Annotated in this window: 18 protein-coding genes; 6 read left to right on the top strand and 12 right to left on the bottom strand. The window is 68.2% G+C overall.

All coding sequences use genetic code 11. The annotated features are described in order from the left end of the window. Positions 1–291 precede the first annotated feature (291 nt). Both pdxH and JOF55_RS08215 read left to right on the top strand, forming a co-directional pair. Positions 292–945: a pyridoxamine 5'-phosphate oxidase gene (pdxH, locus tag JOF55_RS08220; RefSeq protein ID WP_310272034.1), complete on the top strand. Its 654-nt coding sequence runs from the start codon at positions 292–294 to the stop codon at positions 943–945. A 65-nt stretch (positions 946–1,010) separates the two neighbouring features. Next, a complete protein-coding gene (locus JOF55_RS08215) occupies positions 1,011–1,940 on the top strand; it encodes an aldose 1-epimerase family protein (protein WP_310272031.1) in 930 nt (309 codons plus the stop codon). Positions 1,941–2,027: 87 nt separating this feature from the next. Here JOF55_RS08215 and JOF55_RS08210 read toward each other — a convergent pair whose 3' ends face one another. Continuing rightward, entirely contained in the window at positions 2,028–3,164 is a 1,137-nt protein-coding gene (locus JOF55_RS08210; protein ID WP_310272028.1) for an acyl-CoA dehydrogenase family protein, read from the bottom strand. A 183-nt stretch (positions 3,165–3,347) separates the two neighbouring features. On the opposite strand from JOF55_RS08210, the gene JOF55_RS08205 reads away from it, so the two are divergent. From JOF55_RS08205 to JOF55_RS08195, 3 genes are all read left to right on the top strand, one after another. After that, positions 3,348–4,031 (top strand): TetR/AcrR family transcriptional regulator, encoded by a 684-nt coding sequence (locus JOF55_RS08205; protein ID WP_310272024.1) that lies wholly within the window; start codon positions 3,348–3,350, stop codon positions 4,029–4,031. Continuing rightward, positions 4,028–4,999: a carbohydrate kinase family protein gene (locus tag JOF55_RS08200; protein WP_310272022.1), complete on the top strand. Its 972-nt coding sequence runs from the start codon at positions 4,028–4,030 to the stop codon at positions 4,997–4,999. Before JOF55_RS08205 ends, JOF55_RS08200 begins: the two co-directional genes overlap by 4 nt. 334 nt (positions 5,000–5,333) lie before the next feature. After that, complete coding sequence (locus JOF55_RS08195; protein WP_310272019.1) at positions 5,334–6,638, top strand: citrate synthase; 1,305 nt, start codon at positions 5,334–5,336, stop codon at positions 6,636–6,638. Between the two features lie 74 nt (positions 6,639–6,712). Here the strand turns inward: JOF55_RS08195 and JOF55_RS08190 are convergent, their stop codons facing one another. The 6 genes from JOF55_RS08190 to JOF55_RS08165 form a co-directional block, all read right to left on the bottom strand. Next, complete coding sequence (locus JOF55_RS08190; RefSeq protein ID WP_310272017.1) at positions 6,713–8,008, bottom strand: ABC transporter permease; 1,296 nt, start codon at positions 8,006–8,008, stop codon at positions 6,713–6,715. Then, a complete protein-coding gene (locus JOF55_RS08185; protein ID WP_310272014.1) occupies positions 8,005–8,916 on the bottom strand; it encodes an ABC transporter ATP-binding protein in 912 nt (303 codons plus the stop codon). The genes JOF55_RS08190 and JOF55_RS08185 overlap by 4 nt, the downstream gene beginning before the upstream one ends. After that, positions 8,909–9,493 (bottom strand): hypothetical protein, encoded by a 585-nt coding sequence (locus JOF55_RS08180; protein ID WP_310272013.1) that lies wholly within the window; start codon positions 9,491–9,493, stop codon positions 8,909–8,911. The genes JOF55_RS08185 and JOF55_RS08180 overlap by 8 nt, the downstream gene beginning before the upstream one ends. Beyond that, complete coding sequence (locus JOF55_RS08175) at positions 9,490–9,762, bottom strand: helix-turn-helix transcriptional regulator (protein ID WP_310272010.1); 273 nt, start codon at positions 9,760–9,762, stop codon at positions 9,490–9,492. The genes JOF55_RS08180 and JOF55_RS08175 overlap by 4 nt, the downstream gene beginning before the upstream one ends. Positions 9,763–9,900: 138 nt before the next feature. After that, on the bottom strand, positions 9,901–11,529 hold the full coding sequence (locus tag JOF55_RS08170; RefSeq protein ID WP_310272007.1) for a glycerol-3-phosphate dehydrogenase/oxidase: 1,629 nt from the start codon (positions 11,527–11,529) through the stop codon (positions 9,901–9,903). Continuing rightward, on the bottom strand, positions 11,526–12,206 hold the full coding sequence (locus tag JOF55_RS08165; RefSeq protein ID WP_310272004.1) for a TetR/AcrR family transcriptional regulator: 681 nt from the start codon (positions 12,204–12,206) through the stop codon (positions 11,526–11,528). Before JOF55_RS08165 ends, JOF55_RS08170 begins: the two co-directional genes overlap by 4 nt. Positions 12,207–12,222: 16 nt before the next feature. Here JOF55_RS08165 and JOF55_RS08160 point away from each other — a divergent pair, with 16 nt between their 5' ends. Further along, on the top strand, positions 12,223–13,896 hold the full coding sequence (locus JOF55_RS08160) for an FAD-binding oxidoreductase (protein ID WP_310272001.1): 1,674 nt from the start codon (positions 12,223–12,225) through the stop codon (positions 13,894–13,896). A 60-nt stretch (positions 13,897–13,956) separates the two neighbouring features. Here the strand turns inward: JOF55_RS08160 and JOF55_RS08155 are convergent, their stop codons facing one another. From JOF55_RS08155 to JOF55_RS08135, 5 genes are all read right to left on the bottom strand, one after another. Next, entirely contained in the window at positions 13,957–14,976 is a 1,020-nt protein-coding gene (locus JOF55_RS08155; protein WP_310271999.1) for an NADP-dependent oxidoreductase, read from the bottom strand. Positions 14,977–15,141: 165 nt separating this feature from the next. Then, the gene (locus JOF55_RS08150; protein WP_310271996.1) at positions 15,142–15,564 is read right to left on the bottom strand and encodes a hypothetical protein; all 423 of its coding nucleotides are present in this window, start codon (positions 15,562–15,564) and stop codon (positions 15,142–15,144) included. After that, entirely contained in the window at positions 15,561–18,524 is a 2,964-nt protein-coding gene (locus JOF55_RS08145) for an FtsK/SpoIIIE domain-containing protein (RefSeq protein WP_310271992.1), read from the bottom strand. Before JOF55_RS08145 ends, JOF55_RS08150 begins: the two co-directional genes overlap by 4 nt. 141 nt (positions 18,525–18,665) lie before the next feature. After that, on the bottom strand, positions 18,666–18,917 hold the full coding sequence (locus tag JOF55_RS08140) for a hypothetical protein (RefSeq protein ID WP_310271989.1): 252 nt from the start codon (positions 18,915–18,917) through the stop codon (positions 18,666–18,668). A 4-nt stretch (positions 18,918–18,921) separates the two neighbouring features. Beyond that, positions 18,922–19,182 carry a hypothetical protein gene (locus JOF55_RS08135; RefSeq protein WP_374727423.1) on the bottom strand — a complete coding sequence of 87 codons (261 nt, stop codon included), beginning with the start codon at positions 19,180–19,182 and terminating at the stop codon, positions 18,922–18,924. Positions 19,183–19,310: the final 128 nt, after the last annotated feature.

Genomic DNA, 19,310 nt, shown 5'->3' with positions numbered 1-19,310 from the left:
GCGGAACCGAACGGAACTCGACGAAGGCTCGATGGGCACAGCAAGGTCGTGATTAATGTCACTGTATCGATGACGGAATCGATTGTGGCCAACCCGGTGATTCAGCAGATCTTCGACTGCCGTTTACCGTCGTCGCCAGTGGCTCGCTTCGGCGCGGTGCCCGGATGCTTGCATGATGTTGCGCCCGCCGTGCGAGTCCGTAGTCTCCGGCGTCACAGTCGCCCGAGCAGTCCAGCAGCACCGCAACCCCGCCGAGTCTGGCCGCGCGACCGAGAGAGGGAGGAACCACGGATGTCGGAGGCAAACGCCACGTTGTCGAGCATGCGAGTTTCGCACGATGCGGGCCCGCTGGAGGAAGCGGTACTCGCCGGGACCTGGCATGAGCAACTCCGGGAGTGGTTCGACGCGGCCGTGCAGGCCGAGATGAGCGAACCCAACGCGATGGTGCTGGCCACGGCCGATGCCGACGGGATGCCGTCTTCCCGCACCGTGCTGTGCAAGGGGTTCGATCAGCGTGGGCTGGTGTTTTTCACCAACTACACCTCCGCCAAGAGCCATGACCTCGCCTCCACCGGGGTCGCGGCGGCGACGTTCCCGTGGCTTGCCCTGCAACGTCAGGTCAATGTGCGCGGCACGGTCGAGAAGCTCACGGCCGAGGAGACCACGGAGTACTGGACGGCGCGTCCCCGCGGATCTCAGCTCGGTGCGTGGGCATCACCGCAGTCACGAGTCGTTCCGGGCCGCTCCGCCCTGGAGTCGTCGCTCAACGGCATCGAGCGCCGCTTCTCCGACGCCGAGCAGGTGCCGGTCCCGCCGCATTGGGGTGGGTGGCGGATCCTGCCGGAATCCGTCGAGTTCTGGCAGGGGCGTCCGGACCGCCTGCACGATCGGTTGCGTTTCCGGCGCGAGAACGATCTCTGGACCATCGAACGTCTGGCTCCCTGACCGCGTTCCTCTCGGGGCGCGGAGAGCCTGAGCAAGCAGCGCCGTCCTCGGCTTAGGGTGTGGCTGTGGACGAGCCCATCCCTGCCACCGGCAGACAGTTCGAGATCACGTACGGCACCGCGCGAGCCGTGGTCACCGAGGTCGGCGCGGCCCTGCGCGCGTTCGAGGTCGACGGCGTGCCCTACTCGGAGACCTATGATGCCGACGAGCGGCCTCCCGGCGGTGCCGGTGCGGTGCTGATTCCGTGGCCCAACCGGGTGGCCGACGGCCGATGGATCCTGGAGGGAGACCCACAGCAGCTCGCGCTCACCGAGCCGGACAAGCACAACGCCATTCACGGGCTGTTGCGTCACGTTCCGTGGACGGTGACCGAGCACGCCGAGGGCATCGTCGTCCTGCACGCGATGGTGCCCGTGCAGCCGGGATGGCCGGTGCCGCTGCTGACGTCGATCGGTTATTCGCTGGATGCGGACGGATTGACCGTTACGCACACCGTCGAGAACCTCGGCTCTCGCGCGGTTCCGTTCGGAGTGGGGGTGCACCCGTATCCGAGGGCGGGCAACGCCGAGACCGACGATTGCACCGTGCGGCTCGCCGCATCCAGCGTGCTCCCGGTGGATTCCGAGCGGCTGTTGCCCGCCCGGCCGTCGCGTGCGCTGGAGGGCGATGAACTGGACCTACGCAGCGGTCGGCGGCTCGGTGGCGTCGTTCTGGATACCGCCTTCGGTGGGGCGAGTCCGCGGCCGGACGATCCGGAGCAGCTCGTGCGCCACTCGGTCACCGACTCGTCCGGGCACGGCGTCGAGGTGTGGGCGGACCCGGTGTTCGGCTGGGTGCAGGTGTTCACGGCATCGGAGTTTCCCGGCCGGGGGCGGGCAGTCGCGATCGAGCCGATGACCTGCCCGCCGGATGCGCTCAACTCCGGCACCGGCCTGATCACCCTGCCTCCCGGTGAGGGGTGGACCGCTCGGTGGGGTTTGCGCCCGGTGGGCTGAGCGCGCGGGGCGTGGCGGTTTTCCCGGAGACCGGGTCGGGACTCCGCGAGGTGGATGCTTTCGGTTCTGGGAAAACTGCTCCCACGGTCACGACTTGGCGAGGTGGCGCCCGATGAGCATCCGCTGGATCTGGTTGGTGCCCTCGAAGATCTGCAGCACCTTGGCCTCCCGCATGTAGCGCTCGGCCGGGAATTCACGGGTGTAACCGGCACCGCCGAGTACCTGCACGGCATCGGTGGTCACCTTCATCGCCGCATCGGTGGCGACGAGCTTGGCGATCGAGGCCTCCTGCCGGAACGACATCCCGGCATCCCGCCGTCGTGCGGCGTCGAGGTACGTCGCACGCGCCGAGTGCACGGCGGCGGCCATGTCGGCCAGCAGGAACTCCATACCCTGGAACTCGATGATCGGCTGCCCGAACTGACTGCGCTGCTTGGCGTAGTCGACGGCGAGGTCGAGTGCGGCCTGTGCGAGTCCGACCGCGCAGGCGGCGATGCCGAGCCTGCCGGAATCCAGCGCGGTCAGTGCGATCCTGAGGCCGTCGCCTTCGGCGCCGATGAGGCGGTCACCCGCAACCGGCGCATCCTCGAAGTGCAGTTCGGTGGTCGGTGATCCCGTCAGTCCCATCTTGCGTTCCGGCGCCCCGGCGGAGAGTCCTTCGGTGGCGCCGTCGACGAGCAGGCAGCTGACGGCGTCGTCGGAGGTACGCGCCATCAGCGTGTAGAAGTCCGCAACACCGCCGTGGGTGGTCCAGCACTTCGTCCCGGTGACGGAGTATCCGGTACCGGCAGGTTCGGCCCGCGTGCGCAGTGCCGCCGCATCGGAACCCGCGTGTGCTTCGGACAGCGCGTAGGCGCCGAGAGCGTCCCCGCCGAGCATGTCCGGCAGCCAGCGGGCTCGCTGCTCGTCCGTGCCGAAGTGGGCCAGTGGGAAGCACGCCATGGTGTGCACCGACAGCCCGACACCGACGGTCATCGACGCGCTGCCGAGTTCTTCGAGGACCTGCAGGTAGACCTCGTAGGGCTGGGCACCGCCACCGTGTTCCTCGGGGTAGGGCAGCCCGAGCAGGCCGGACTTGCCGAGCAGCCGGAAGGTATCCCGGGGGAAATGCTCGGCGGCCTCGTGCTCGGCAGCCGCCGGTGCGATCTCGTCGCGTGCGATTTCCCTGGTCAGAGCGAGCAGATCGGTTGCCTCGGTGGTGGCGAGCATGCGCTGAGCGGGCATGGCGGTGCACTCCTGTGGCTGTGTTGAGGACGCCGTGTGGAGAGACGACGATCGGAAACAGTACTCTTTTCAGTACTGTAGGACTGTTTATAGTACTGTCAGGCGCGCCGAGGCAACACCGATACCGGACGGGTCCGGATCCCGTGTGCCGGACGAATCACCGGGCTGTGGCAGTCTCGAACCATGACCATGTCCGATCCGGTGGCAGGCGCCGGTGAGCTGCACCGTCGGGCGGCCCCGGCCAGTCCTGCGGTGCACGCGCGTCGAGCGGATCTGCTGGACCGGTTGTGCGACCTGTTCCTCGCGGAGGGCTTCGCCCACTTCACGCTCGACGACCTGGCCGCGCGGCTGCGGTGCTCGAAGTCGACGCTGTACACGCTGGCCGGGAGCAAGGAGCAACTCTCGGTCCGGGTCGTCGGCCACTACTTCAAGGGTGCGACCGCGAGCGTCGAGCGGCGCGTCGCCGGAGTGTCGGATGTGCGTTCGTGGATGCGTGCCTATCTGGAGGCTGCCTCCGAGGCACTGCTGCCCGCTTCACGACGGTTCATCGAGGACATGGCGGCCAATCCCGCGACACGGGCCACGTACGAGGCCAACGCCAGGGCCGCTGCCGAGCAGATCCGTTCCGCGGTCAAGGCGGGTGTGCGCGACGGGGTGTTCCGTGAGGTGGATGCGGCGCTGGTCGGCGAGATGGTCGGCCTGACCATCACCGCGATCCAGCGGGGCGAGATCGGTGAGCGCACCGGGCTGTCCGACTCCGAGGCATTCGCTGCGCTGTCGCAGTTCCTCCTCGGAGGGCTGAGCACCCGTTCGGACCGGTCGCCGGGCGGCGACGCAGGCGCCCCCGACGGCACGGAGAGAACATGATCGTCGTCTGTGGCGAGGCGCTGGTCGACCTCACTCCGGATCCATCCACCCCGCGCGGTGAACTCGGGCCGTTGCATCCGAGGCTGGGCGGTGGCCCCTACAACGTGGCGATCGCGTTGGGCAGACTCGGTGTTCCCGCGACCTTCCTGAGCCGGTTATCCACCGACCGGTTCGGTGACAAGCTGCTCGATCGGTTGAGCGCGGCCGGCGTGGACACCGGTGCGGTGCAGCGTGGTGCGGAGCCGACGACATTGGCCGCGGTGGTGCTCGATGCCGAGGGATCGGCCCGCTACAGCTTCTACGCCGCCGCGACCGCGAGCCGCTTCGTGACGGATCCGGGACCACTTCCCGAGGAGACCGCAGCGGTCTCCTTCGGCACGCTGTCCATGGTCCTGGAGCCCGGCGCCACCGTGTACGAGAGCATTCTGCTCCGCCAGGCCCGGCGCGGCACGTTCGTCGCGCTCGATCCGAACATCCGCTCCGAGCTGATCGAGGACACCGAGGCCTACCGCAAGCGCTTCCTCTCCTGGCTGCCGGGTATCGACCTGCTCAAGCTCTCGGTCGAAGACGCCGCCTGGCTGGCGGGAGAGCAATCGGCGGCAGCGGAGGCAGCCGATCTGGTCGACGTGCTCCGGCAATGGCAGCGCCGCGGACCGGCGGCCGTGGTGCTGACCAGGGGAGCCGATGGGCTGATGGTGCTGACCGACGAGGGGCGGACCATCGAGGTGCCGGGAATCGCCGCGTCGGTCGCGGACACGATCGGAGCAGGGGACACGGTCCAAGCGGCCCTGCTGACCTGGCTGTACCGCCACGACGCCCTGTCGGCGGCGGCCATGCGCGCACTCGACCGGCAGCAGTGGCAGCGTGCCCTGGGGTTCGCCGCGTCGGCGGCGGCAGTGACGGTCTCGCGTTCCGGTGCGGAACCGCCGTACTCCACCGAGATCGACCGCCCCGACCCCCTCGGGTGAGGGGCGTGGCCGGATGGGTCTCCGAGACGCCGCCCCGCGGCGAACTCCGCGGCTCGAAACCGGCGCGTTGAGCCGGTGCGGAGGGCCGAAATGATGTGATCGTGGTCCCACCTGCGCGGTTCAGCAGAAACGGTTGCTGCGCGAGAGGCCTACTGCGGTCTAGCGTGACAACTGACAGGACTCCAACGGGGTGGTACTGCGGTAGTTCACCAAGACCGACCGGCGTGCGTGTCGCCGGGCGCGCTCCACGTGAGAGAGCAGTCCGGGCTGCGGCGCACCGGCCTGCCGGCTGCGCACATCAGTGCCACCCCCGACTGAGCGCGAGAGGTTCCGAATGCCCGACGACGCGACCACCAAACGTAAAGTCGCGCTGCGCTACGACGCCGGCGAGCACGAGATGAACGTGATGCCGTCCACCGAGGGTGCACCCGGCGTGGATCTCGATAAGCTGATGGCCAGAACCGGTTTGGTGACGCTCGATCCGGGCTTCGTCAACACGGCGGCTTGCAACTCCGAGATCACCTACATCGACGGTGACGCCGGTATCCTGCGCTACCGGGGTTATCCCATCGAGGAACTCGCGGACAAGTCGAACTTCGTCGAGGTCAGCTACCTGCTGATTTACGGTGAGCTGCCGAGCAAGCAGCAATACGAGGAGTTCGCACAGCGCATCCAGCGACACACGCTGCTGCACGAAGACCTCAAGCAGTTCTTCGACGGGTTTCCTCGGGATGCCCACCCGATGCCGGTGCTGTCCTCGGCGGTTTCGGCGTTGTCCACCTTCTACCAGGACAGCCTCAACCCGTTCGATGACAACCAGGTCGAGCTGTCCACGCACCGGTTGTTGGCCAAGCTGCCGACCATCGCGGCCTATGCCTACAAGAAGTCGGTGGGACAGCCGTTCCTCTACCCGGACAACTCGCTTGGTCTGGTGGAGAACTTCCTGCGGATGACCTTCGGTTTTCCCGCCGAGCCCTACGAGGTGGACCCGGCGCTGACGCGGGCGCTGGACCTGCTGTTCATCCTGCACGCCGATCACGAGCAGAACTGCTCGACGTCGACCGTGCGGATGGTGGGGTCCTCCGAGGCCAACCTCTTCGCCAGCATTTCGGCCGGGATCAACGCTCTGTTCGGCCCGCTGCACGGTGGTGCCAACAGCGCGGTACTGGACATGCTGGAGGGCATTCGCGCGGACGGCGGCGACGTGGACAGGTTCGTCGAGCGGGTCAAGAACAAGGAGCCGGGGGTGAAGCTGATGGGCTTCGGCCACCGGGTCTACAAGAACTACGATCCGCGCGCCAGGATCGTCAAGAAGACGGCGGACGAGGTGCTCGCCAAGCTCGGATCCAACGACCCGCTGCTGGACATCGCGCTGAAGCTGGAGGAGCGGGCGCTGTCCGACGACTACTTCGTGGAGCGCAAGCTCTATCCGAATGTCGACTTCTACACCGGCCTGATCTACAAGGCGATGGGATTCCCGACGAAGTACTTCACCGTGCTGTTCGCGCTGGGGCGCCTGCCGGGCTGGATCGCGCACTGGCGGGAGATGCTGGTCGATCCGCAGCGCAAGATCAGCAGGCCGCGTCAGGTCTACACCGGTCAGCCGGAGCGGTCGTACACGCCGCTCGACCAGCGCTGAATCCATCTCGCAACCGGTTGTGGGGGGTGGTCAATTTCGCGAGAAATTGACCACCCCCCCCACACACGACCGTCTCAGGCCGCCCGCAGTGCCTCGGAGAGCTTGACGCGGGCACCGGTGCGCAGTACGGCGTTGGAGTAGATCCGGCCACCGAGCCACAGCAACGCGGCGGTGGCGAGCACGGACAGGACGATCGAGACCGCGATCTCCCACGGTGCGGCCACGCCGAGTGCGATTCGCATCGGCATGAGCACCGGCGAGAAGCCGGGCACCAATGACAACGCCGTACCGAGCGAGCTTTCCGGGTCGTTCGGCAGAATCGAGATGCCGACGACGAACGGAACGATCAGCAGCATGATGATCGGCATCACGACCCCTTGCAGGTCTTCCTGGCGGGAGACCAGGGAAGCGCCTGCCGCCATGATCGTGGCGTAGAAGAAGAATCCGAGCAGGAACCAGACCAGAGCCCATACCAGGGTTCCGGCCGACGCGGTCGAGGGCAGGGTCATCAGCCCGGTCGTGGTGGTCGCGACCACTCCGACGACACCGATGACGAGGAACTGCAGCAGCCCGGTCAGGCCGATACCGAGCACCTTGCCCGCGAGTAGCTGGCTCGGCCGGATGGTCGAGAGCAGAATTTCGACCACGCGGCTGGACTTCTCCTCGACCACCCCCTGGGCCACCATCTGGCTGGATCCGATCAGCATGAAGTAGAGCAGGAAGGCCGCCGCCATTGCGAGCGCGAGCCGCTGGCCCTGCTGCGGATCGGCGGGTTCCAGACTGGTCACCGCCACCTTGGCGGAGGCCACCGCGGCGTTGACCTCGGCCGGGTCCAGCCCGGCCCGGGAGAGTTCGGTGTTGAGCGCCTGCTGCCCGGCCACGGCATCCAGGACTGCCCGGAGTCCTGCGTCGGGCCGGTCCTCGACGATGAGCTTCAGTGCCCCCGGCGTGCCGGTGACCAGCGCATCGAGTTCGCCCGCACGGACCTGTTGCTTGCCGTCCGCCACGTCGGTGATCTCGCGGCCCTCGACGGATTCGCCCATCGACTCCGCCGTGATTTCCGTCGGCTGGATCACCGCGGCGGCCCGGCCGGTGAATCCCACGGTGGTCGCGCTCGCGTTCTGGCCGATGAAGAACATCAGCGCCGGATAAGCAGCGATGAGCAGAATCATGACCAGGGTGCCGAGAACGAACGAGCGCGTACGCACCCGGGTGTCGAGTTCACGGCGGGCCACCAGCCACACGGTTCGCGCGGAGCCCGTTCCGCCCGTGCCCTGCTGACCGGTGCCCTGCTGACCGGTGCCCTGCGGATGGGGGCTGGCCCGGTTGCTGCCCTGTTGGTGGGTGCTGGTCCTGCCGGGGGCGGTCATGCGGCGCTCTCCTCGGTGACGACGTTGCGGAACAGTTCGGTCAGCTCGGGGCGTCTCCTGCTGAACTCGTGGACCGGGCCGGTGGCCAGAGCCGCGCCGAGGACGGCCTGGTCGTCGGTGCCTTCGGCCAGTTCCAGGGTGGTGCGCCCGGACTCGGTGCCGAGCACGTGGACCCCGGGAAGGCCTTCGGCCCATCCCGCGGGCGCCTCGGGGGCGTCGACCACCAGCGTGGCCGTGCCGCTGTCGCGCAACTCGTCGACGGTTCCCGCGGCCACCATCCGCCCGCGGCGCACGATGCCGATCCGATCGCACAGGCGTTGCACGAGCTCGAGCTGGTGGCTGGAGAACACCACCGGCACCCCGGAATCGCACATCTCCCGCAGTACCTGGCTCATCACGTCGACGGCGACCGGATCCAGGCCGGAGAACGGTTCGTCGAGGATGAGCACGTCGGGCTCGTGAATCAGCGCGGCGGCCAGTTGCACGCGCTGCTGGTTGCCGAGGCTGAGCTTTTGCACCTCGTCGTTGCGGCGTTCGGACAGCCCGAGCCGTTCGGTCCACCGCTCGGCGCCCCTGCGGGCGTCGCGTGTCGACATCCCGTGCAGCTCACCGAGGTAGGCGAGCTGGTCGGCGGCCTTCATCTTCGGATACAGGCCACGCTCCTCGGGCATGTATCCGATGCGGCGCCGGGTGCGCAGATCCAGCGGTGTGCCGTTCCAGCGCACCTCGCCGGAATCGGCGGCCAGCACCCCGAGTGCGATACGCATCGTGGTGGTCTTGCCCGCACCGTTGCTGCCGACGAAGCCGAACATCTCGCCCGCACGCACCGCGAACGCCATGTCCTCCAGTGCCACGACATTCCCGTATCTTTTGGAGACCCGGTCGATCTCCAGTACCCCCTCAGGCATTTCGTTCTCCTTCTCCGTTGGCCCCGGTCGTGGGTGCGCCGGGGACGGTTTCGTCGAAGTCTTCCGGATCGTCGTCCGGCATCCGCCACGCGAGCAGTGCCGTCGGCACCGACGTGGACAGCAGGATGGAGCAGATGAGCAGGACCGTGGCTTTGCTTACCAGCAGGGGGCCGGGATCGGGTTGTCCCAGGTAGACGACGAGCAGGAAGTTGCAGACCAGCAGCACCGTGAAGGCGACACGGGTGAGGCTGTCGCGGACCTGCCGTTCGCGTTCGTCGAGGACGGAGTCGGACGAGTCGATGCTCGCCGCTGTCAGGACGCGCAGGATCATCCCCAGTGGGAACCAGGAGACCAGGATCGGGGTGTAGATCCAGGGCAGTACCGGGTTTCCCCATTCCAGCGCCAGAGTCATCGTGATCAGCGAGAGCGGACCGAACAGCCACAGCAGTGCCAGCACGCGGCGCCGCGACCGGACCCGCCAGTTCGGTAGTGCCCGGCCCATCAGTTGCCGACGGCGTCTTTCTCGGTGCCGCGCCGCGTTCCGCGCCTGGCGCAGTTGCTCCGCGAGCCTGCTCATGTCCGTTCCCCCTGGTGATAGACCCGGCTCGACAGCGGTGTGAATGGTTCGCGGCTGAACACCGCCTCCACGGGCAGCCCGAAGACGTCGCAGAGCCGGAACGCCAGGTCCAGGCTCGGGTAGTGGTCCCCGCGCTCCAGCGCACCGATGGTCTGCGGGTTCACCTCGACTGCCTCGGCGAGCTGGACCCTGGTCAACCCACGTTCGGCCCGCAGGACTTGCAGACGGTTGTGGATCGGCAGGTCACTACCGCGTCGTACTGGACTCACACATCAGACTATTGCAAAAACCCAACATAATGGCAAGTATTTCCATCGAAGTGATCGGTGGCATGGTGATCACCCTGCCGGACGGTGCCCTCGTGCGTCCGGCAATCGGCAGAATTCGTGAAGATCGTTCGGTATTCGTCAGGCGTGGACACCGTGCAGTGCTCGCGCGACGAGTTCGGCGACGGCCGGGTAGGCGGCCGTACGCTCGGCTGCGGTCAGGCCGATGCGGGTGCGCCGGTCGAGGACGTCGTCGGTGTCGAGAACCCCCTCGTGCCGTACGGCCCACAGCACCTCGGCCGCCGTGAGCGGCAGTGCGGGCACGACTCGTTCGCCGAGATCGGAATCGAACTCGGCGAGGGCGGTGATCCGGACGGCTTCGGTGCCGTAGCGCGAGATCAATCGAGGACTGGCCTCGATGCTGTCCAGCCGTGCGCGTTCGGTGGCGCCGACCAGCGGTACGGCGGTGGTCCGGGACGGTCCGGCGGGCAACCCCGCGGTGCGGATTGCCGTGTCGACGGTGTCGGCGGCCATCCTCCGGTAGGTGGTCAGCTTCCCACCGACCACGGTGACCACTCCCTCGGAGGAGGTCAGGACGGCATGCCTGCGAGACGGATCGGCCGATTCCCGGTCGCGGCGCAGGCGTCCCCCGAGGGAGAAGCCACCGAGTGCGCCGCCCGATCCGGGCGCCGTCCCCAGCAGGGGCCGTAGTCCGACAAAGGATCCCAGCACGTGCTCCCTGCGCAGGGGATGCCCGAGAGCCTCGCTCCCGGCGCTCAACAGGAAGTCCACATCGGACTCCGGAACCTCGGGCACCGAGGGCACCGGTCCGTCGACGGGCTCGTCGGTCACCCCCAGGTAGGCATGGCCGTCGGGCTGAGGCAGGCAGAGCAGGAACCGCCCGGATTGCCCCGGAAGCGGGGAAACGACGGCGGTTCCGGCGAGTCCGGCCGCATCCGCATCGAGTACGAGGTGGGAACCACGTGTCGGCCGCAGCCGGATGTCCGGGGCGAGTTCGCCCGCCCACACCCCGGCCGCGTTGACCACCGACCGTGCGTGGATACGCAGCGATTCGCCGCTGCGCTGGTCGACCACCTCGGCACCGGTGTGGTCGAGGGCCCGCGCGCGTACCCGGGTGAGGATGCGGGCGCCGAATCCCGCCGCCGTGCGCGCGAGAGCCACGACCAGGCGAGCGTCATCGACGAGTTGACCGTCGAAACTCAGCAGCCCACCCCGAAGACCGTCCAAGCGTAGTCCGGGCACGAGCGCCCTGGCCTCGGCCTCCGGCACCCGGTGCGGGGGTGGCAGCACCGAGGAGGGGGTTCGAGCGCTGCGACGGAGTGCGTCGTCCGTGTGCAGGCCACCGGACAGCACCAGTTCGGAGCGGCGCGATATTCCGCTGTGCAGGGGTATGAGTTGGGGCAGGGTTCGCACCAGGTGCGGTGCCGTTCGGGTCATCAGTACCCCGCGTTCAACGGCGTTCTCCCTGGCCGAACCGAGTTCGCCGTGCGCGAGGCAGCGCAGTCCGCCGTGCACGAGCTTGCTGGACCAGCGCGAGGTGCCCCAGGCGAGATCCGCTGCCTCGACCAGCGCGACCGACAATCCGCGCGCCGCCGCGTCGAGGGCCACTCCGGTGCCGGTGACCCCGCCGCCCACGATCAGCATGTCCACGTGTCCGCCGTTGCCCACCTCGGAGAGCTCCTGGTCGCGCCGGGCGGCGTTGAGCGAGGTGGCACGCAGGGATCCGGCGGGCAGCGGTGTGGTGGTCATCGCGCCTCCTCGGCAGTGGCTTCGGCGGCGGACTCGGCGGGTCGGAGGGTGGCGTCGAGCAGTCGGGTGAGCTCGGTGGTCAGCTCTTGCGGATCGATGCCGGTGGATGCCGGAGCCGCGGAGATCACGAAGGGCTGCGTGATCAGTAGCAATGTCCTGGCCTGAGTGTCGGGGTCGCTGCGGCGGATCGAACCGTCGGTGTGGCCTTCGCGCAGGTACTCGCGGGCGAAACGTTCGGCGGCCAGTTGGGTGCTTCCCAGTCGTTCCACCAGGTAGGGAACCAGCATCTCCGCATCGGTTTCCAGAATGCGCCGCAGCAGCGGTTCGGATTGCAATAACCGCACGCAGCGGATCGTGACGGTGACCAGACGCTGTCGGGCTGTGCCCGTGCCCTCCTCGGCGCGGGCACGTCGCAGTGTCCCGGAGAATTCCTCGGTCATCAGTGCCGCGACCATGCTGTGCACGTCGGGGAAGCGGCGGTAGAGCGTCATCCTGCTGACCCCGGCGCGCCGGGCTATCTCGGTCAGCGTGCTGCGGCGCACGCCGTGGGCCAGCACGCACTCACGAGCTGCCCGGAGCAGGACCTCGTCGGAGACCCGGTTCGTCGCCGCCTTCACCGCGGGACCGCCGGGCTCCCGAGGCGGATGTTGGCTGACGGTGTGACGTTGGCACGTCATGTGTAACACTGTACTGGTGAGCGACTCGATCGACCACACCCTGCGAGGTAGTTGGGCACCGTCGGGCGCCGGAGCCGCGCCCCTTTCCGCGCACGCGATGCGCTGGTTACGCCAACGCATCGGACTGAGCGAAGCGCCCACGCCCGCCGTCCCGCCGTCGCTGATCGACGTGTCCGAGACAGCGCTTCCGCAGGTGGTGTCCTCCGAGCTCGTGGCGCTGTTGGGCGAGAACCACGTGCTGACCGAAACCGGGCAGCGGCTCGGCCGCGCGGGGGGCCTTTCCTACGGCGACCTGATGCGGCGGCGCGGGGGAAACGGTGTCGCCGTGCCGGATGCCGTGGTGCTGCCTGCCGACCCGGAGCAGGTACAGCGGGTACTGGAACTGTGCGCTCGGCACGACATCGCCGTGGTCCCCTTCGGCGGCGGTACTTCCGTGGTCGGCGGCGTCAGCTCCCTGCGTGGCGGCAAGGTCGCCGTCATCGTCCTCGATCTCGCCCGACTGAACCGGCTCGTCTCGGTGGACCCCGTCTCGCACGTTGCCGTCCTGCAAGGGGGGATGCGCGCTCCGGACGCGGAGGCGTTGCTGGCCGCCCACGGTTTTACGCTCGGGCACTTCCCGCAGTCCTTCGAGCGGGCCACCATCGGTGGTTTCGCGGCGACTCGTTCGGCCGGGCAGGCCTCCGCGGGGCACGGGCGCTTCGAGGGCATGGTCGAGGGCGTGCGAGCGGCGACACCGGTCGGTGAGTGGCGGCTCGGAACGGCTCCGGCTTCGGCCGCCGGGCCGGACCTGCGCCAGCTCGCGGTCGGCGGTGAGGGGGCACTCGGCGTGATCACGGAAGTGGCACTGCGGGTGCGTCCGGCTCCGGTGCACAGTCGGTACGAGGCTGTGGTGCTCGATGGCTGGCAGGTCGGGGCGGAAGCCGTGCGCACGCTGGCACAATCGCGCACGCTCGCCGATGTCACGCGCTTGTCCGATGCGGACGAGACCGAGGTCGGGTTCGAGTTCTCCGGTGGAATGAAGGCCCGGGCGCTGCGGACGCTGCTGCGCGGCAGGCGGATGCACGAACCGTGCATGCTGGTGCTGGGCTGGGAGGCAGCGAGTCGGCGCGAGCTCGATGAGCGGCGGGATGCGACCCTGCGCGCCCTGCGCCGGTTCCGTCCGGTTCGGCTCGGCGGCAAGGTCGGCGAGTCCTGGCGGGCGAATCGTTTTTCCGGTCCGCGACAGCGGGACACGCTGCTGGACCACGGGGTGTGCGTGGAGACGCTGGAGACGGCGACGCACTGGGCGGGTCTGAGTGAACTGCGCTCGGCCGTGCGGGCGGCGCTGCTCCGCACCCTCGAGGTCGACGGAAGGACTCCGATCGTGATGTGCCACGTCTCGCATGCCTACGAGACCGGTGCGTCGCTGTACTTCACGGTGCTCGCGGGGCGGGACCAGCAGGATCCACTCGGGCAGTGGCAGCGGGCGAAGCAGGCGGCCACCGATGCCATCGTCGAACGGACGCCCGGCCGCGCGATGGGACGCGGCACGCTCACCCATCAGCACGCGGTCGGCACCGACCATCAGCCCTGGCTCGCCGACGAGATCGGCTCGGTCGGCGTCCAGGTGCTGACGGCGGCGAAGAAGGCGGTGGATCCCACGGGGATCCTCAATCCCGGCAAGCTGGTCGACCGGTGGCAGGAGGAGTGAGCGGACTGCTCGTCTCTTCCAGCGGGACGAAAGTTCCGTTCACCCCACGGGGTGCAGCTCTCAGACGGTGACGAGCATCTTGCCGGTGTTCTCTCCTCGCAGCATGCCGAGGAAAGCATCCGGCGCGTTGCGCAGCCCCTCTACCGTGGTCTCCTCGTAACGGAGCTTGCCGTCGCGGACCAGGGGGCCGACGTCGCTGAAGAACCGGTCACGCCGGTCGGCGTGGTCGATCACGATGAACCCGCGCATGCTCAGCCGCTTGGTGACGAACTGGAACATGTTGCGCGGTCCCGGCTGCGGCTCCGTCGCGTTGTACTGCGATACTGCCCCGCATGCGGCGATGCGTCCGAACTCGTTGAGCGAGCCGATCGCTGCTTCGAGGTGGTCACCGCCGACGTTGTCGAAGTACACGTCGATCCCGTCCGGGGCCGCAGTCTTCAGTTGCTCGGCCACGGGGGCGTCCTTGTAGTTGAAGGCGGCGTCGAAGCCCAGATCCTCGGTGAGGGAGCGAACCTTCTCGGGCGAGCCCGCGCTGCCGATCACTCGGGTGGCCCCGTGCAGCTTGGCCAGTTGTCCCACGACGGAACCGACGGCCCCGGCCGCGCCGGAAACGAACACGGTGTCGCCCTGCTGGAAACTCGCGATGTCGAACAGTCCGACGTAGGCCGTCAGCCCCGGCATGCCGAGCACGCCGAGGTAGGCACCGAGCGGGGCGTTCTCCTCCGCGACCGCGACGGCATGCGACTCGCCGACGGTCGCGTACTCGCGCCATCCGAGTTGGTGCAGCACGGTCTGGCCGGCCGAGAAGTGCCGGGAGTTGGAGACCACGACCTCACCGACCGCGCCGCCGGACAGCGGTTTGTCGATCTCGAACGGTGGTACGTAGGACTTGGCGTTGTTCATCCGGCCACGCATGGCGGGGTCGACGCTCATGACCTTGTTGCGCACGAGGATCTGTCCGTCGCCGGGTTCGGGGACCGGGGCTTCGACGAGGTCGAAGTTCTCCCTGGTGGGCCAACCATTCGGACGGGATGCCAGTCGGACTTCCAGGGCCTGCTCGGGTACTGCCTTGTCTGCCACGTGAATCTCCAAATACGAAACGATTGCGTATCGTAATTGTACCTACGATACTCCGATCGTGCGACATTAGGATACCGACTGGTCGGTCTCCTGGCTTACTCGCCATGACGGAGGGATTGAAGTCGGGGAAAACTTCAACCCCACCGGGACCGATCGGAAAGCCGCCTACTCCTCACCGCGGCTACGGCGGCGGGGCTTGGGTAGCCAGGACGTCACCGACCAGCGGGACTTGCCCAGGGCTTCGTGGAGATCCAGGTAGGCCGCCTGCACCGAGTGGATCGACTCGTCGGGTGTCGCCGCGGGAGCGGAAGGGTCCGGTGCGGGCATCCTGGTGACACGCATCCAGCGCTCGTCCCACAGCGCCTCCATCGCGGCGTTCCACCGCAGCCGGACAGCTTCGGTGACCTGCTCCTCCTGCTGCTCGGCCTCGGCGGTGCGCTCCTGCCTGGCCGTGGTCGCGTCCTCGAGTCGTGCGGCACGCTTGCGCTCGAGTTCGTGCGTGCGGTCCACCGCGCTGGTGGCCATCGCGGTGATCTCCTTGTATCGCTCGACTGCCCGGTACGGTTCACCGGGCGGGACCTCGCTCACCCGTTTCCTCCTGCATGCTCGGACCGATCGAGCTCGCCGTGGGAGTCGCCGTGGGAGTCGCCGTGGAACTCGTCGTGGGAGCCACTGTCACCGGAGTCGCGCGGTTGTGGCACGCCTGCGACCGTGCCTTCATCCGCCATGCCCGTCGGATCGAACGGCAGGATGACCTGGGGACGCGAATGGATCGAACGGTCGAAGAACAGCCCCCGGCGAGCTCGCGGTGACCAGTTCACGACCTGGCCTGCGGCGAAGGACGTGAGTTCCTGACCGTGGACATCGAAGGCCACCCAGGCACCGATGTCGTCCACCGGGCCCATGCCGAGGGCGTTCTTCAGGCGCTGCGCGCTACGCCACCACCCGACGGTGTGAATACGGGACTCCGGTCCCTGCTTGAGAATCTTGCGCAACTGGTCCTGGCCGCTCACACGTGTCTCCGGATTCTTGCGTTCCAGGAGCGTGTGTGCCGCGTCCGCCGCGTAGAGCACCAGGCAGTGCGGTACCGGCGGAGTACCCTCGAAAGCGGCCGCCGCGCGCTCGTCGACGAGATCCGCCAGATCGTTCAGTGCGGTTTCGAGGTCGCCCGGGCCGAGACATTCGACCTCGTGTCCCGAACGCCGTAGCGCACCCACCAGCGCGCGCGCCTCCTCGTCGGAATCCTCCACCAGGCCGGCCACGGTGAACCCGATCCTTCCGGGAGAATGCTGCCGTGCCAGGGACAATGCCGCGGTGCCCAGCACACTGGTCGCGTCCTGGTGTACCGAACCGAGTACGGCGAGGTTGCGGCCCGGGGAGCGGGTGAGCGGTACCGATGCCGCCGTGCCGTCCACATCGATCACCTGTCCCAGCAGCACCTGCGGTGGTGTGGTGGTCGGAGTTGCCCGCAACCGCTGGAATTCGCCGAGTGTGCCCAGCACGGGAAGGTTCGATCCGTCGAACAGGCGTGGCGGCGTCGCGCGTTCGGTGTCCTGCTCGCGCAGGTGCCGTTGCCACAGGCACTGCTGCAACTCGTCGAAGCTGTTCTTTGCGGTGGCATCCGGAATCCGTGCGATCTCGTTGCCGTGCTTGACCCCGGACTCGTGATTGACGACCGCATGCCAGCGGGGGAGTTCGAGCGCGGTCGGGTTGGTGTCGACCAGCACCCGGCGCGCCTTGGGTAGTGCGACACGCAGGATGAACTGCTCGAAGATCGCGGGTTTGCCCCAGAAAGCCTCGATGCCGGAGACGTCCTGGCTGGCCAGTACCAGGTGGATCCCCTGCGAGCGGCCTCGGCGCGCGACGTCTTCCAGAAGCGTGGCGGCCTGTGCGGAGACCTCGTCCCGTTCGGCGAACAGATACTGGAACTCGTCGATCACCGCCACGATACGGGGCCACCGGCCCTGGGGGTCCTCGGCGCGCAGTTCCTCCAGCTTGGTGACTTCGTGTTCCTTCGCCGCATCGGCTCGTCGTCGCATCTCCTCGGACAGGAACCGCAACAGGGCCAGACCGAACTCGCGGTCGGTGTTCACGTTGACCCCGACGAGCTGGGCATGCGGCAGCCAGCTCGGATCGCGGCGCCCCGGCGTGAACTGGGTGAAGGACACGCCCTCCTTGAAGTCCAGCAGGTACAGCTCGAGCTCGTCGGGGCTGTAGCGTGCGGCCAGGCTACCCAGCATGCCGTACAGGAAGTTCGTCTTGCCCGAGCCGCTCGGACCGCCGATCAGCAGGTGCGGGCTCGCGTCTCCCAGCGTGATCCAGACCTGCTCGCCCTCGTGGAAGCCGACCGGCGCTTGCAGTCCGGAGGTCGAGTGATGCGCCCAGAGCTGCTCGGGCAGCAGATCGTCGAAGGTGTGCACGCGGGAGCGCCGGGCGAGGAACTCGTTGGCGATGGCCGAGCACGCCCTGGTCACCCGTTCCCGGGGAAGCACCTCGTCGGGGCGCATCACCGCGTGGGGGCCCGTCATGCTGGTACGGGCCCGCTCCGGAGCGAGCAGCGTGATCGATTCGAGTGCACTGTTCACCGTCATCGGCAGGTCCACGACGAGGAGCTGCACCCCGCAGGCCGGCCCGTTGCGGGCGATGCGCTGCAACTGTTGCTGTTGCTCGTCCTTGAGCGGCTCGCCGTCGCCGAAGAGCACCGCGATACGCCACGGTTCACTGCGGTGACCGGTTTCGTCCGCCAGCGAGCGCAGTGAGGTGTGCCCGCCGAGCAAGGCGCTGGTGTGGATACGGCGGATGTGCTCGGAGAGTTCCTCGAGCATCGCGTCCAGCCGTGTCGGATCGTGCGCGGTGAGCAGGTCGGCCCGCGTCAGGGGGTACAGGCCCGGAAATGTTCCGGTCAGCCGTGCCACGTCCCAGACGTGGATGCGCACCAGTCCCGGCTGGTAGTAGCTCAACACCCGCAGCAGCAGGTTCTGCACCAGGGATTCGGCGGCGTCTCGGGTCGCCGTTTCCCGGCTGGTCCGTTGCCCCTCCTGGGAAGCCCCGGTGGACGTGACACGCAGATGCGACTCGTCGAGGAAGGGCACGGCAGCCGGGAAGGGCTGCGGATCCGGCGATTCCGGCACCTCGGCGGTGCCGAGACGCCACAGCTGCGGTGTGGGGGAGGTGGCCTCGGCCGTACCGATTCGGCCGAGCCAGTCCTGCCACGGCAGCGAGGCGGTACCGGGCGCTTCCGCGGCGACCAGATCGGCGAGCTGCGCGGGGCCGTCCGCCCACTGCGCGTGGACGTTCGCGCGCTCGCGCAGCGCTTCGTCGAGCGCCTCCCGGAAGGCGGGCGTGTCCGAGTCCTCGACCAGCGACGGATCACGTTCCACTGCCGAGGAGCCGTGCTGGGCGATCCGCAGCGCGCACTCCTGCCGAGCATGCTCGGCGCGGACACGTGCGCTCTCGTTCGCTGCCGCACCGAGGGCGGTGGCGACGCGGGCGCTCAGACGCTCGAAAGCTGCCTCGATGGCACTGCGACGCTCGTTGCGGTTACGCACATCCCACCCCGGTGCAGGCGTTACTGACCGTGAGCAAAGTACCACTCTCCAGCCGATCCGGCGGGCGATGTGTCGAGATCCTCATCTTCGGCGTGCCTGGGTCGGGTCGACGTCGCGAGGAACCGAGTTGCCCCAGGGTGACTACAGCCGCGAGGCGAAGTCCCGGAGCGCATCGGTGACGTGCTCGACCTTCGTGAGTGTGTCCTCGATCCGGTCCTTCGACCGAGGGAGTCCCGGCGGGACCACGGTCTCGGGATGATCGGGATCGATACGGGTCAGCGCCGCTTCGGCTTCCCGCAGTGATCTCCGCGCGTGCACCAGGTGTTGCTGTCCCCGAGCAAGTTGATCGTCGACGTGCTGCAGTGCCTGCAGGAGTTCTTCCAGCGCGGACACCGTGCTACAGCCGTCCCGCGTAGCCCTCGGTGGAGGAGATGCTCGCCTGAACCGTGCCCTGTACCCCGTTCAGGGTCTGCGTGGCCTCGGCGAGCATGCCGTAGGCGTGTTGGATCTCTTCCTGGCTGCTGCCCTGGGTCGCGGTGGCCAGCGCCTGCTGGGCTTCCTCCAGTGCCAGGGTGGCCTGCTGCAGTGCGGCGATGCCTTCCGAGGCCTTCTGGTTCGCCAGGGCGATGCCTGCGCGAACCTCTTCCACGCCTGCCATCTGTACGGGGTCCTCCATGGTGCGCAACGGGATGAATGGGATCTGCCGGAGCAGGTGCTGTATCGGTCGACAAGTTAGCGTCCGCCACCGGAGCCCGCGCAGGCAGGTCGACGCTCACCGTCGCGACG

It is taken from the genome of Haloactinomyces albus (assembly GCF_031458135.1).
Lineage (GTDB): Bacteria > Actinomycetota > Actinomycetes > Mycobacteriales > Pseudonocardiaceae > Haloactinomyces > Haloactinomyces albus.
Note: the sequence above shows the minus strand (reverse complement) of the source record. Positions and strands in the feature narration are given on the sequence as shown.

Excerpts from the sequence above, each read along its gene's own strand:
- pdxH (WP_310272034.1), top strand. The coding sequence starts at position 292 with ATGTCGGAGGCAAACGCCACGTTGTCGAGCATGCGAGTTTCGCACGAT.
- JOF55_RS08205 (WP_310272024.1), top strand. The coding sequence starts at position 3,348 with ATGACCATGTCCGATCCGGTGGCAGGCGCCGGTGAGCTGCACCGTCGG.
- JOF55_RS08190 (WP_310272017.1), bottom strand. The coding sequence starts at position 8,008 with ATGACCGCCCCCGGCAGGACCAGCACCCACCAACAGGGCAGCAACCGG.
- JOF55_RS08210 (WP_310272028.1), bottom strand. The coding sequence starts at position 3,164 with ATGCCCGCTCAGCGCATGCTCGCCACCACCGAGGCAACCGATCTGCTC.
- JOF55_RS08170 (WP_310272007.1), bottom strand. The coding sequence starts at position 11,529 with ATGACCACCACACCGCTGCCCGCCGGATCCCTGCGTGCCACCTCGCTC.
- JOF55_RS08180 (WP_310272013.1), bottom strand. The coding sequence starts at position 9,493 with ATGAGCAGGCTCGCGGAGCAACTGCGCCAGGCGCGGAACGCGGCGCGG.
- JOF55_RS08185 (WP_310272014.1), bottom strand. The coding sequence starts at position 8,916 with ATGCCTGAGGGGGTACTGGAGATCGACCGGGTCTCCAAAAGATACGGG.
- JOF55_RS08165 (WP_310272004.1), bottom strand. The coding sequence starts at position 12,206 with ATGACGTGCCAACGTCACACCGTCAGCCAACATCCGCCTCGGGAGCCC.
- JOF55_RS08195 (WP_310272019.1), top strand. The coding sequence starts at position 5,334 with ATGCCCGACGACGCGACCACCAAACGTAAAGTCGCGCTGCGCTACGAC.
- JOF55_RS08135 (WP_374727423.1), bottom strand. The coding sequence starts at position 19,182 with ATGGCAGGCGTGGAAGAGGTTCGCGCAGGCATCGCCCTGGCGAACCAG.
- JOF55_RS08200 (WP_310272022.1), top strand. The coding sequence starts at position 4,028 with ATGATCGTCGTCTGTGGCGAGGCGCTGGTCGACCTCACTCCGGATCCA.